Genomic DNA, 13990 nt, shown 5'->3' with positions numbered 1-13990 from the left:
CTTTTTATATTAATATGGAAACAAGAGAGGGGTATGTAAGTGAAACAATCAAAATATAATGTTAAGTTCAATATAGAAGCTGATACAAATATTCTTTATAATACTCTATCACGTAAATATGTTATATATAATGATTTTCAGAAAAATGTCGTAGATAACTTATTACAAAATTTAAATAAAGATAGGTATGAATTGAAAGAGGCTACGGTATTAAAACAATTGTTAGGTAAAGGTATTTTAATAAAAGATGATTTTGATGAATTAGAAGAAATTAAATTTAATGAATGCGCTAGTAGATTTGGAGATCAAGTGTTTTATTTAACAATACAGCCAACATTAGACTGCAACTTCAGATGTACGTATTGTTACGAAGAACATAAAAAACTCAAAATGGATGATTGCACAACTGAGAAAGTTTTAAAATTTGTAGATAATATAACCAAAAGAGTAAAAAGATTAGAAATAGGATGGTTTGGTGGAGAGCCAACTTTAGAATTTAAAAGAATTATTGAATTGACTAATAAGTTTAAAGATATATGCAAAAAAAATGGATGTGAGTATAAAGCATGGATGACTACAAATGGTTATTTATTTTCAGATAAAAATATAGAAATAGTAGATAAACTTTCAATAGAAAAATTTCAGATAACGTTAGATGGACCACAAAAATGTCATGATAAGCAAAGGCCCCTTATTAATGGAGAAGGAACCTTTAATAAAGTTAAGGAAAATATATTAAAATTGTTAAGTAAAGATGTACGAATTATTTTAAGAATTAATGTGACTAAAGATAACTCTTTTTATATTACTGAATTATTTGAGCAGATTCCGAGGGAAAATAGAAAAGATATTGAGCTTAGATTGTCAAATTTAATGCAGGAACGTGAAAAAATGAATTTGTATAATGTTTACAAAAATGCTATAGATAATGGGTTTAAGTTCTATCATACTATGTCTATAAAAAATGGTTGTGAAGCTTCATGTAAAGCATCATTTACAATAGAGCCAGATGGTAAAATATGTTCATGTTCAACGGCTGCAGAGAATGGGCTGCACTTTGGTAAGCTAACTGAAGATGGTAATATTAAATTAGAAAATAGACATGAATATTATAAATTTAAGAATACTTCAGCTTTGAATAGTGAACAATGCAAAAAATGTATACAACTACCAATGTGCATGGGTGGCTGTACTTATTCTAGATTTAATAATCCAAATATATGTAATGGACTTGTTCCAGATGGATTAAGTTTAGAAGATAAGATAAGATTACATTACTATAGCGATTTAAAACACAGTGATATTAGGAGGAATAAAATAGTATGAAAGTAAGCATTTTAAAACAAAGAAATTTCGTACTTCTAATGCAAGGGAAATTAGTATCTCTTATAGGTAGCCAAATGCAGAATTTTGCACTTTCTTTGTATGTTTTAAAGATAACAGGATCTGCTACTAAATTTGCATCAGTTTTAGCTTTGACCATAGTACCACAGATAGTTTTGGGACCTATAGCTGGAGTTTTTGCAGATTGGTTTGAAAGGAAAAAAATAATAGTATATCTGGATATGCTAAATGGGATTATGATTGGTATATATGCTGTTATTTATAAAGTTAATGGGGGATTAACTTTAACACATATATATTTTTTAGTTATTGTCATGTCAATAATATCATTGCTATTTAACCCAGCCATAAGTACAGTCATACCAACTATTGTAAAAAAGGAAGAATTAGTAGATGCCAATGGAATTAATTCTTTTATTATGAATTTAGGTAATCTAGTAGCACCTGCCATAGCAGGATTCTTATTTGGAGTTTATGGATTGTTTACTATATTAGTAATAAACTCCATAAGTTTTGTTTTATCATCCATAAGCGAGATGTTCATAAATATACCTAAAACAAATAAAAAGCCTGAAAAAATTAATTTAAAATCTTTTTATGTTGATTTTTCAGAGGGAATTAAGTTTATAAAGAAAAAGAAGATAATGGTTAGTGTAATAACTATAGGAGTAATACTTAATTTTGCCTATTCACCTGTATTTTCTGTAGGATTAACTTATATATCGAAGCAAGTATTAAAAGTAACTGATTACCAATATGGTATTTTAGAAGCTATATTAGTAATTCCTATGATAATTGCTCCATTTTTTTGTAGTATTATTTGCAAAAAGATGAAATATGGTAAAATTTTATTCTTAGATATTTTAATTCAATCGGTATTAGTGGGTATTATGGCAATAGTACCATCTGCATTGTATTTAAATTTATTTAGAACTAATTTTATACCATATATAAGTTTAATATCAATTACTTTTGTAATTACATTAATAACAACTATTGGAAATATGGCATTGAATATTATGTTTCAAGAAGTAGTGCCCTTATCAATGATGGGGAGAGTAAGTGCTGTATTGGGTGCGGGATGCATGGCAGCTGTACCACTAGGACAAATGGTGTATGGAGTTTTATTTGATAAAATTCAGCCTTGGATTTGTGTAGCTATAACTGCCATAATATTACTTGCTACTACTTTAATTTCTAGAAAAACTTTATTGAGTTCTGATAAAGAAGAGACTGGTGATGAATATCATGTAGATAATGAAGAATTAATAGTATCTTCAGCAGAAGTAGCCAATGCTGTTTCTCAGGAGGATTAATTTCATAATTCCACCACATTGTATTTTTGTGGTGGAATCAATATATTGTAGTATTTATTTTTAGTGCGACAACCTTTTACATTGAAATATGTTTGCTATTTTAATACATATGCGGCTAGTACACTTTGAAGTTCGTATATATTTAAACTTTTGTTAAATTGTTTTTCTATTGGCATTTGAGTTCCTGAAATCCATATTTTTAGTTCAGCGTCTAAATCGAAGTGACCTGCAGTTTCTATGCTGAAGTGAGTTATTGCTCTATATGGAATTGAGTGCTCCTCCTTGATAATAAAAAATGTAGTATTACTTTAATAGTATACCATGATTAACCCACAATAAGGTAGAATGTAATGGAATTATGAAATTTCTCCTCCATGACTTGCATAAGAGCTAGGAACAATAAATTTAATTTAAGAAATTCTAATCTTTTAGCCATATAAAATTATCTAACGCTCACATTCAGCGTCCTGCCTCAGGTTCGCTAGCCTGGAGTCCTTGCCAGGCTAGCGATAATTTTATCTGTCTAAAAGAAGAATTTCTAAAATTAAATTTAAATAGTTCCTTCGCTTCTTATGCAAGTCATTCCAGAGAAATTTCATAATTAAAGCAATGTAATACTTATTGTGGGATAATCATACCATGAATTTATTGATTTGCATTTTTATTAAGTCTTTTAGTTTGTATTAGATTTATAGATAATTTAATCAAGAACTTCCCTCAGCGTGAGCAAGTGGATGGAGATTTTACGTATAAATACTCATTATGAAATCTTATTAACCATGTCATTAACTCCGCTATTTTTTAAATGTTTTTTATAGAAAAATGTAAAGCAAATTATAGTGGAAAGAGAAGCTAATATATCTGCTACTGGTTCTGCCATCAATACTGCCTTAAGTTTATCGTCAAAAAATGCGGGAAATATAAAGATAAACGGTATAAGTAGTATTATTTTTCTAAGTAAAGCTAATACAACGGATATCTTAGCTTGACCTAGAGCAAGAAATGTCTGTTGGCATGCAATTTGTGCTCCGAATATAATAATCCCACCAAAGAATATTCTCATGCTCCAAGAGGTGAATTTTACTAATTCAGGGTTACTGTTAAAAATCGTTACAAGAAATTTTGGGCATAGCATAATTATAGACCACACAATTGTTGTATAACTTAAGCAACTTGTAATAAGTAATTTAAAGGTTTTTTTCACTCTTTCTATATTTTTCGCTCCGTAATTATAGCTGATAATTGGTTGAGCTCCTTGGGTTAATCCCGTCAGTGGTAATAAAATTATTTGCATAAGGCTGCTCATTATAGTCATAGCGCTTACGGCTAAATCTTTACCATAAAGCAAAAGTTGGTTATTTAATGATATTAAAACTAAACTTTCAGTAGATTGCATTATAAATGGAGATACTCCAAGAGAAATTATTGACAGTATTACTTTAAAATCTGGTATTAAATATTTCCTTCTTATTTTAAGTATGCTTTTTTTGCTAAATAAAAACCGTAAAACCCATATTGCTGATACTGTTTGAGAAAGTATTGTAGCCAAAGCCGCGCCTTTAACGCCCATATTAAAACCAAATATTAATATAGGATCAAGGATTATATTAATAAGTGCCCCTATAAGTACAGTTACCATTCCGATTTTAGTGAAACCTTGAGTATTAATGAATGGATTCATGCCAAGTGCTATTTGCACAGCTATGGTTCCAATAAGGTATATGCCTAAATAATCCTTAGCGAAATCTATGGTTACTTTACTAGCGCCAAAAAGCCAAAGCAATGGTTCTTTAAATATACTGAATATTATTGTTAAAATGATTCCTATTATTATAAGAGACGAAAAGCTATTACTCAATATTTTTTCAGCCGCATCATTGTCTTTTTCACCCATCTTAATAGCTGCAATTGGTGCTCCACCCATTCCTATCAATGCGCTAAATGAAGATATTATAATAATTATTGGAAAGGATATACCTACCCCTGCCATGGCAATATGTCCATTAGGAATTCTTCCAATAAATATCCTATCTACTATGTTATAGAGCACGTTTACAATTTGAGCAATAATAGCTGGAAGAGCTAATCTAAAAAGAAGTTTTCCAACGGAACCTTTCCCTAAATTTATACTAATTTTGTTATCAGTATTTTTTTTCACTATCATCTACTCCTTTCATAATTTTTGTCATAGCAAATAAATTCAAGTTTCTTTCCTATATTGAAAATCTTTAAGGAACATGAAAATAAATAACAAGTCAAATAGACTAGCATAATGGCTGATTATTTATTTGAATGTGCTTTAATATATCTTTAATATATTTACAGGCCTATAAATAAGTATTATATCACTTATCTAGTAATATTAAATTTAAAGATTTATGAATTTTAACTTATAACTTCACGTATTTTTTTACTATGGTAAAATGTAAATGAGGAATGAATAAGAAAAGAGAATAGATAGAAAAAGAAAATATATAAGAAGAAATAATAGATTAAGAAAATACATAAGGTACATGAAAGGAAATAACAAGTCAAATATATTAGCATACTGACTTATTATTTATTTGAATGTGCCGAAGAAAAGGATGGATGATACTTATGATAAAATTTATAGCGACAGATATGGATGGTACATTGATAAATGACAATGGAAAAATAAATGAGCAGGTATTTGATATAATTGCTAAGCTTAATAAGAGAAACATAATATTTGCAGCAGCTAGTGGAAGATTTTATTCTCAGCTTAAAGTGAACTTTCAAAAGGTTAAAAATGACATGATATTTATTGCTCATAATGGAGCATTTGTAAAATATAACAATGATGGTGAAGTTCTTTACTCTCAAAGTATTTCAAAAGAAAATGTTCAAAGTGTATTGGAATTAAAACCTAATTTAGGAGAAATATTAATTTTGGCAGGGGAAAATGAACCTCATATAGTAAATCCATCACAGTATATTATGAATATTTTTCATAAAGTTAAGGTTCCAGTGGTTATATTGAATTCTTTAGATGAAATGAAGGAGCCAGTGTATAAAATATCCTATCATATGCCCAGTGGTGTCACTGAAGAGATGATAAATTATTTAAATGAAAATCTAAACCATGAGCTTGAATTTGTTGTATCTGGTCGTGAGTGGATAGATATAATGAATAAAGGGACAAGCAAAGGAAATGCCATAAAAATTATTCAAGAAAAGTTTAACATAGATTCTAAAAATACAATGGTTTTTGGTGATTATTATAATGATTTATCTATGTTCAAAGTTGCTCATTACAGTTACGCCATGGGTAATGCTCCGGAAGATGTGAAAAAAGGGGCCAACTTTGTGGCAAAGACTAATAACGAAGATGGCGTATACAATGTGTTAAAAGAATATGCTTAGTCGCTAAACAATACTTTAGGTGGCGCATTCAGCTAATCTGTACTAGAGAAGATGGGGACAGTTAACAATTTTTAGCCAAATTTAAAGTCTAAAAGTTGTTAACCCTCCCCATCTTATTTGTTTATCTAGCACTCTAACAGTATAATAAAATTAGAAGTATAGTGAAAATATAGTAAAAATGTAGTGAAAATGCAATGTAAGATAAATAAGTGTGGTAGGATAAATAGGTAAAATAGATGAAGTGTAGGTAAAATGGAGGGGACAGCATGTACAAAATAATGATAGTGGAAGACGAGGATAAAATAAGAGATATATTAAAGACATCCATTGAAAAATGGGGATTTCAGGTGTATTGTGCTGAAGATTTTGGGGAGGTATTTCAGGAGTTTTCCAGAATCAAGCCCCAATTGGTGATTATGGATATAAACCTTCCTGAGTATGATGGATTCTATTGGTGCAGCAAAATAAGAGAAATATCAAAGGTACCAGTGTTATTTTTATCATCTAGAAGTACAAATATGGACATTGTTATGGGTGTAAATATGGGCGGAGACGACTATCTTACCAAGCCTTTTTCAATGGAAGTGCTTATGGCTAAGATAAATGCACTTCTAAGACGGGCATACTCCTATGCAGGGACCTCTACGGATACTCTAAATTATAAGGGGGTAGTGCTTTCTCTAAAAGATAATATGGTATATTACAAGGAGGAAAAGCTGGAGCTCACCAAGAATGAGTTTAAAATACTTTATGTGCTTATGAAAAATCATGAGAGCATAGTTAGTAGAGAAAAACTTATGCAGGAGCTTTGGGACCATGAGAGCTTTATTGACGATAATACATTAACTGTTAATATAAATAGGCTTAGAAGGAAACTTAGTGAAGTTGGCATAGAGGAATTTATAAAGACAGTAAAGAATCAGGGGTATATGGTGAAATGAATTTTGTAAGATATTTAAAAGAAAACTTTAGATTGTTGATTTTTTATATTTTCTTTATGACATTTATATTTATGACTACTTACCTTGATAGAAGCAACAGAATGCTAAAGTCCAATATGTTGTATATAATTTCTGTGTCACTTTTTATGATGGTTATATATTTTGTGTGGGATTATAATGTGAGATACGGATATATAAAGAAGCTTCTTAAGTTTAAAAGAAATAAGGAAAAAGTGCCTATTTTCCCTAAGCCTATTGAGTATAAGGATGAAGTTTATTCGGAGATTTTAGAGGATTTATACAAATATTATGTTGTATCCTTAAGGGATATGGAAAATCAAGTTGTAGAGGACAATGAATTTATAACCGCATGGGTACATGAGATTAAAACTCCAATAACCACTTTAAAGCTTATTACAGATAATATGAATAGTAATGGGGAAAACTTATTGTCCCTTCAGGAGGAAATTGACAAAATAGATGATTATGTTGAAAAGGTCCTTTACTATTCACGAAGTGATAACTTTTCTAAAGATTATATTATATCGGAAGTGTTTTTAGATAGTGTTGTGAAGGAAAGTGTGAAAAAGCATTCTATAATTTTTATAAGAAAACATATAAGTTTTATTAATGATGTAGATTCTAATATGTGGGTGGATACGGATAGAAAGTGGATTCTTTTTATAGTGGATCAGCTGATTTCTAATGCACTTAAATACACCAAGGAAAGCCCAAAGGTAAATATAAATGTAAATAAGGATATGAAATCAGAAATAAATACAGAATCAATGGCTGCTGTAAATGCAGCTGAAAGATCTGTTGAAGATTTAAATTTATTGACAGAGGCAGATGAATTAACAGAAGCAGATGAATTAATGGAAGTAGATAAGTTAATAGAATTAGATGCAAGGGTAAGGCCAATGGTTAAAGTCAGTACAGTGGAAAATGAACGGGAAAAGATTTTGATTGTACAGGACAATGGAAGGGGAATTAAGAAGGAAGATATAGAAAGGTTATTTACAAAAGCCTTTACAGGAAACAATGGGAGAAATTTTAACTCAAAATCCACAGGCATGGGATTATATCTTTCTCAAAAATTGGCTAAAAAGTTAAATCACTATATAACCATAGAATCCCAGTATGGAAAGGGCACTTGTGTGTATGTGCATTTTCCCAAGTGGGAAGAAAGCATATAATAACTTCATATGACAAAAAAATGTTTATGTATAAGTAATGGAAGTGATATAATGGGAAAATTAGCACTTTGGAAAAAGGAGTAATATGAAAGTATAAATCGTATGCTAATATGTGATATAAAACTCATTTTAGTTTGTATAAAATGAGTTTTATAGATTTATTTTTTAGTTACAGAGTCATATTTGTATATAGTGGTTAAATATAATTATGTTAGTATATATAAAATACACAGGATAATGCAAATACTTTGCATTATTGTGTGTTTTTTTCTTTTTTAGAATTATAAATTTTGACATTTATCTCATTTAAAGTATGATACCTTTAAAGGTGGACAAGCATATCAAATGAACTATCAATATACAAATTTTTTAGGCAATTAAATTTTGATAGGAGGAAATTGTGATAAGAATTGAGATAAAAAGAATATTTAAAAGGAAATCCTTATATGTAGCTCTTTTAATTGGAATAGTAATAGCTTCTTTAGAGGCTTTTAGTAACAATCATATAAGATTAAAATCTAAGGATTTTATAGATTTTTCAAATGGAGTTTATAACAATTTGATGTTGTATAATGTTGGAAAATACATGCGAATGCTTCAAATTATATTTCCCTTAATGGTTACTATTGTTTTTGCAGATTCTTATTTAGAAGATGTAAAAAGCGGTTTTATAAAAAATATGCTCACTAGATATGATAAAAAGAAATATTTAATCAATAGGTTTTTTGTAAACTTTGTTATTAGTGGATTAATTATTAGCATTCCATTTATAGTGAATTACCTATTATATGCATCTTTCATTCCTAGTATAGAGCCAAAAATATTTTTTAGTTCACCAGCTTTAGAGGCAAGAAATTTTTTACCACGGATATATTATAAATTTCCATTATTACACGTATTTATAAGAATTTTTTTATTATTTATATATGGAGGAACATTTAGCAGTATTGCTTTAGCTAGTAGTATATATTCTAGAAATAAATATGTTATTACAATTATTCCTTTTATAGTTTATATGGCCATGGATGTTATAGCTCCCATGGTATTTCCGATGGTATCAGGCTATAGATATTCTCCAATGATGTTTTTGTTTAATCCTACTGGATATAATCATATGTTTATAGCTGTTCCACTTATATTAATCACAGCTTGTTTTTCAATATTTATAATTGGGGGAATGAAAAATGAGCTTATTTAATAACTTAAAAAGGGAAATTAAGAATAAAAAAATATACTTTATTTTAATTTCAGTATTTATTTTAATTTATTCATTAGCTGTTTATTTTGCCATGTATTCATCAGAGGATAAATCAGTAATAAATATTGTTTCAACTTTAAATGGACAAGGTGGAATGGCTGGAGGCTTAGCATGTATATATTTATATACACCTATTTTATTCTTTGGAATTAATTCTTATATGGTAAATAGTGAGAAAGGGAATTTCATAATAAAGATGAAGACTCGCAAAAGTATATTTAATAGTCATGTGATTTTTGTTATTGCTCTTTCAATTATTATATCTATGTTAATTATATGCTTGGGGTACTCTATTGGAGGCATATATGCAGGGGGCTTTAAAAATTTATGGCCTAAAGATGATGTTACATACGCACTTCCGCAGTATGTAGATTTAAACATACCTGCAATTTTAAATTCTATACCACTATATATTGTTATTTTGAAAACTTTCATAATAAAATTCATAGGGTTTTCTGTAATAGGACTTTTGGTGGTAATTTTAAAGAATGCTATAAATAATAGTGGTATTTTGGGGTTGATCGTAATATTAATTCCATTTATAGATGTTAACTTTCTTAATGGTTCGTTATTTATGAGTAAATTTTCTTTAACCATAGAAAGCTGGATTAATCCAAATGATTTTTTAATAAATATTATATATTTAAATTTTCTTTTTATAGCTTTTTATTTGATAGGCAGAGAGGTTTATAAGAATAAAGATTTTATAAGTAAAGGATATTAGTGTAATGGATAATTTAAAATCATTTAGAAATATATTAAAGCTAGATCTTATTCAAGGATTTAATTTTTATAAGAAAAAACTCATATTATTTTTAACTATTATGCTTATTTTAAATATAGGAAGCATAGTAAATATAATTAATTATAATGGAAATTTAATGGATTTGTTTTTCCTTATATATAAAGACTTAATATTTAATATGTACTCAATAAATATCCCTATGAATTGGTTAATTATAAACGTCTTTATAATATTCATTTTAGGAGATTTTATTAGTGAAAACATTAAAAGAGATTCCAATTACGTTTTACTTAGAAGTAAGAAAATTTCTCTATATTGGATATCAAAGTGTGTCTGGATCATTATAAATGTAGTTTTTATATATTTAATATTAATGCTTTTAACATATTTATTAGGAGGGATAGCTTTAGGATTTAGTTTAGATAGTAGTAAATTAATGAATGATGAACTGGTTATGAAAGTACCACATTTAACTATTATTATATGGATGATTATCACTTACATATTAACTTCTATAGCAATGGTATTTATTCAATGCACACTATCAATAGTTATAAATTCTAGATATTCATTTTTAATAACAACTATAATTTTAACAATGTCTATAGTATCTAAAAATAAATTTCTTATAGGAACTCATTCTATGATTTTAAGACATAATTATTTTAATATTAAAATTGGATTATCAATAACATTCTCAATTATTTATACGGTACTCATAAGTGTCGTATTGATGATTTTGGGATATAAGTTATTAAAACATAAAGATTTTATATAGGATAGAGTAAAGTGAGATGTGAAAAAAATAGCCTTAAAAAATATGCTTGTGAGAGCTAAAATGGTTAAAGTTAGTGGGGTGTATTCATGAATGAAAATTATTATTTAAAAGTGGAAAACTTATCTAAGGAAATAAAGAATACAAGGGTTCTTAATAATATAAATTTAAAGCTTAATAAGGGAAAAATATATGGATTTAGAGGTAAAAATGGTTCAGGCAAAACTATGTTATTTAGAGCTTTGTGTGGATTAATAAAGCCAACAGAGGGAAAGGTAGAAATTAATGGACACGTGTTAGGAGAAGATATTTCATTTCCTGAAAGTGTGGGGGTTATTATTGAATATCCTGGTTTCTTACCAAATTTAAGCGGCTATGAAAACCTTAAGCTTATTTCTGAAATTAATAATAAAATAGGAGAGAATGAAATTAAAGAAACTATAGCAGCAGTAGGATTAGATCCCGAGGATAAAAAGAAGTTTAAAAAATATTCATTAGGTATGAAGCAACGTTTAGGAATAGCTCAAGCCTTAATGGAAAATCCAGAGCTAATAATATTAGATGAGCCCACTAATGCATTAGATTCAGATGCGGTGGCATTAATTAAAAAATTACTTATGAATATGAAAGAAAACAATAAGTTAATTTTAATAGCAAGTCATGATAAGGAGGAATTAGAGTTTTTAGCAGATGAAATTTTTTACATAGAAAGTGGCTCTATTGTTAATCATGAAATATTAGGGGAGGAGCAGTGATGAAAAAAGGTAAAATCGCTATGTTTTTATTAGTTATATTACTTGTAATATTTGGATATCGATATTACAAGGTTAACCACAATGTTCCCTTAAAATACACGATGGAGTATTACAAAGATGGAAATTATGCAGACTGTGAAGGACTTCAAATAAAAATACTTTCAACGGAAACCAGAAAATCTAATGCCAAAAATAAAGTAGGAACAGAATTTATGGAACTTGTGGTAAAGTCAGAAATTGTGAACAACACATCTGAAGTGAAAAATGCTATTAGTTTTCAAGAGTCGGATATAGTCATAGATTGTTATAGTGTTAGTACAGGCCCTCCTGAGGTTACTGGAGGAGATTTAAAAAATATTAAGCCAGGAGAAAAGTTACTTCTTACACAGGTGTATACACTTGAAAAAGAGCGTTACGAAAAAGGAAAAGATAATGTATATATGTATTTAAGAGAAAAACTATATCCTAATGAAATAAAAGAAAAATTTTATAAGGGTATTAGATATAGAAAGGCAATAAAAATTTAGGGGGAAAGTATGGATAAAAAATCTAGGGGCTACATAGTAGCAATAGTATTGACAATATTAGCTGTGTCTCTTATAGTCTACGAAATTAAATTAAGAGGGCCTAATGCTAATGTAAGTAATTCCAATAAGAAGAAGGAAGTTACAGTAGTACAAAAGGAAAATCTAAAGGAAGATAATCTTAACAAGGAAATAAAACTTTCAAAGCAAGAGGAAGACGCGCTAAAATCAAATCCAATAGGAGAAAGAGTCAAAAATAATTTAAAGTATCCTGATAAGGAAGAAATACATTTTAAGATGATTAATGCTGTAGATAATTTTAAAACCTGCAAAGGGGAATTTACGGAAGAAGGAACTATCCAAAACTCTCGCATGAAATCCACCTTTGCAGTTGATGTGGAAAATAAATCTTCTGTATCTGTAATTGCAGAAGAAGGAAAAAAAACTATAACGTTAATTTATCATAATGATAAAAGAAAGGTTTTTGATGATAATGATAAAAGCTATAGGGAGTTTGAGGAAAGACAGTTCAGAGGAAAGCCTACAATAGTAAGACCCATTAGATTATTTATAGAACCATCACTTAAGAGAGAAGACATTGGATATTTAGGAATAAGTAGTAATATTATTTGTGCGGAGGCAGTTCCAACATATCTATTTATTTATGAAGATTGGAATTACACAGACTCTACCTTTTTAGGAAGAGATGTATATAAGTTAACTGGAGTAATTGATTCAAATCTATCTAGTAATATGCAAGGAAAATTTTCTTTACTTATGGATAAAGAAACTGGAATAATACTTCGATTTTTCTCATTTAATGATAATGGAAAAATAAAAGAAAAATTGGAATGTACTAAATTAGAAGTAAACACTCCAATAGATGAAAGTTCATACAATAAAAACACTTCTGGATATGTAAAAAAATAAGTTCAAAAATGGGGACAAAGATGGGGACGGTTAACAACTTTTAGCTAAATTTAAAGTCTAAAAGTTGTTAACTGTCCCCGATTTATTCTTTGGGCAATAGTAATATGGATGGTATCTTCCAAAAGATTATAGACAGGAACCCAATATTTCCCTGTGGATTCCATGCATACATCGTAGCAATTATTGTCAATTAGCCACTGCTTAAATTGATAAATGGAATTGTTAAAAGTTGAAAATTTTTTTTTTTGAATAATGTGGTGTAATACCCTGTGAAGTAATAATTGTGGCAACGAGAAAAGTTTTATGTACATCGACACCACAGCAGATAGGGTAAACAATTTTCATGGCACAGCCTCCTTTTATAAATGAGGAGAAGACATTGACTGAACCATTACACATTTAACAAAGAGCTAAAACAATGATTAGCGTGCGGTCTCATAGAACCATTTATTTGTGCTTGAAAGATGATACTTACACTGGTTAGTATGCTGTTTTAAACTGAGAAGTAATCTACGACTTACCTCATCGTGCTTTGTAGTATATCTTCTCCTCAATTTAATTATTGACAAATGGTGAAAAACCTACACCATTTTTTCATTACTATTTGTGTCGCAGCGGTAGCGGCGAAATGGAGGTTAGTATTGAAAGTATAAATCGTATGCTAATATGTGATATAAAACTCATTTTAGTTTGTATAAAAAGAGTTTTATAGATTTAAAAACTACCACCAAAACATCCTGGTGTTATTAAAAATTTAGTTGAACAAGCTCTTACGGGACGAACCATCGAAACTCGCCATGAAAAGCTATTTCAACAAATTTT

Annotated in this window: 12 protein-coding genes and 2 pseudogenes; 11 read left to right on the top strand and 3 right to left on the bottom strand. The window is 28.8% G+C overall.

The window, feature by feature from the left end:
- Window positions 1–39 precede the first annotated feature (39 nt).
- Window positions 40–1326: a radical SAM/SPASM domain-containing protein gene (locus CC89_RS18790; RefSeq protein WP_035294879.1), complete on the top strand. Its 1287-nt coding sequence runs from the start codon at window positions 40–42 to the stop codon at window positions 1324–1326.
- Window positions 1323–2660, top strand: a complete 1338-nt coding sequence (locus tag CC89_RS18785; RefSeq protein ID WP_081897122.1) for an MFS transporter — start codon at window positions 1323–1325, stop codon at window positions 2658–2660. Before CC89_RS18790 ends, CC89_RS18785 begins: the two co-directional genes overlap by 4 nt.
- Window positions 2661–2755: 95 nt before the next feature.
- Here CC89_RS18785 and CC89_RS20155 read toward each other — a convergent pair.
- Both CC89_RS20155 and CC89_RS18780 read right to left on the bottom strand, forming a co-directional pair.
- Window positions 2756–2941 (bottom strand): annotated as a pseudogene (locus CC89_RS20155) (PH domain-containing protein); the annotation flags it as partial.
- 479 nt (window positions 2942–3420) lie between these two features.
- Window positions 3421–4824, bottom strand: a complete 1404-nt coding sequence (locus tag CC89_RS18780; RefSeq protein WP_051932034.1) for an MATE family efflux transporter — start codon at window positions 4822–4824, stop codon at window positions 3421–3423.
- A 434-nt stretch (window positions 4825–5258) separates the two neighbouring features.
- On the opposite strand from CC89_RS18780, the gene CC89_RS18775 reads away from it, so the two are divergent.
- The 9 genes from CC89_RS18775 to CC89_RS18735 all read left to right on the top strand — a co-directional run bounded on the left by CC89_RS18775 (window position 5259) and on the right by CC89_RS18735 (window position 13168).
- Window positions 5259–6044: an HAD family hydrolase gene (locus CC89_RS18775; protein WP_035294875.1), complete on the top strand. Its 786-nt coding sequence runs from the start codon at window positions 5259–5261 to the stop codon at window positions 6042–6044.
- A 266-nt stretch (window positions 6045–6310) separates the two neighbouring features.
- Window positions 6311–6985, top strand: a complete 675-nt coding sequence (locus CC89_RS18770; RefSeq protein ID WP_035294873.1) for a response regulator transcription factor — start codon at window positions 6311–6313, stop codon at window positions 6983–6985.
- The gene (locus tag CC89_RS18765) at window positions 6982–8181 is read left to right on the top strand and encodes a sensor histidine kinase (RefSeq protein WP_035294870.1); all 1200 of its coding nucleotides are present in this window, start codon (window positions 6982–6984) and stop codon (window positions 8179–8181) included. Before CC89_RS18770 ends, CC89_RS18765 begins: the two co-directional genes overlap by 4 nt.
- A gap of 400 nt (window positions 8182–8581) precedes the next feature.
- The gene (locus CC89_RS18760; RefSeq protein ID WP_035294868.1) at window positions 8582–9379 is read left to right on the top strand and encodes an ABC transporter permease; all 798 of its coding nucleotides are present in this window, start codon (window positions 8582–8584) and stop codon (window positions 9377–9379) included.
- Window positions 9366–10163 (top strand): hypothetical protein, encoded by a 798-nt coding sequence (locus tag CC89_RS18755; protein ID WP_035294866.1) that lies wholly within the window; start codon window positions 9366–9368, stop codon window positions 10161–10163. Before CC89_RS18760 ends, CC89_RS18755 begins: the two co-directional genes overlap by 14 nt.
- 4 nt (window positions 10164–10167) lie before the next feature.
- Window positions 10168–10962 carry a DUF2705 family protein gene (locus CC89_RS18750; protein WP_035294864.1) on the top strand — a complete coding sequence of 265 codons (795 nt, stop codon included), beginning with the start codon at window positions 10168–10170 and terminating at the stop codon, window positions 10960–10962.
- Window positions 10963–11048: 86 nt separating this feature from the next.
- On the top strand, window positions 11049–11714 hold the full coding sequence (locus CC89_RS18745) for an ATP-binding cassette domain-containing protein (protein WP_035294862.1): 666 nt from the start codon (window positions 11049–11051) through the stop codon (window positions 11712–11714).
- A complete protein-coding gene (locus CC89_RS18740; protein ID WP_035294860.1) occupies window positions 11714–12241 on the top strand; it encodes a hypothetical protein in 528 nt (175 codons plus the stop codon). The genes CC89_RS18745 and CC89_RS18740 overlap by 1 nt, the downstream gene beginning before the upstream one ends.
- 9 nt (window positions 12242–12250) lie before the next feature.
- On the top strand, window positions 12251–13168 hold the full coding sequence (locus tag CC89_RS18735) for a hypothetical protein (protein WP_035294858.1): 918 nt from the start codon (window positions 12251–12253) through the stop codon (window positions 13166–13168).
- Between the two features lie 92 nt (window positions 13169–13260).
- On the opposite strand, the pseudogene CC89_RS21325 reads toward CC89_RS18735, so the two are convergent.
- Window positions 13261–13513, bottom strand: a pseudogene (locus CC89_RS21325) (IS110 family transposase); the annotation flags it as partial.
- Window positions 13514–13990 lie beyond the last annotated feature (477 nt).

Origin of the sequence: Clostridium sp. KNHs214, from assembly GCF_000744935.1 — a bacterium.
Taxonomy (GTDB): Bacteria; Bacillota; Clostridia; order Clostridiales; family Clostridiaceae; genus Haloimpatiens.
The sequence above is the reverse complement of the archived record's forward strand: the minus strand, read 5'-3'. Positions and strand labels throughout refer to the sequence as shown.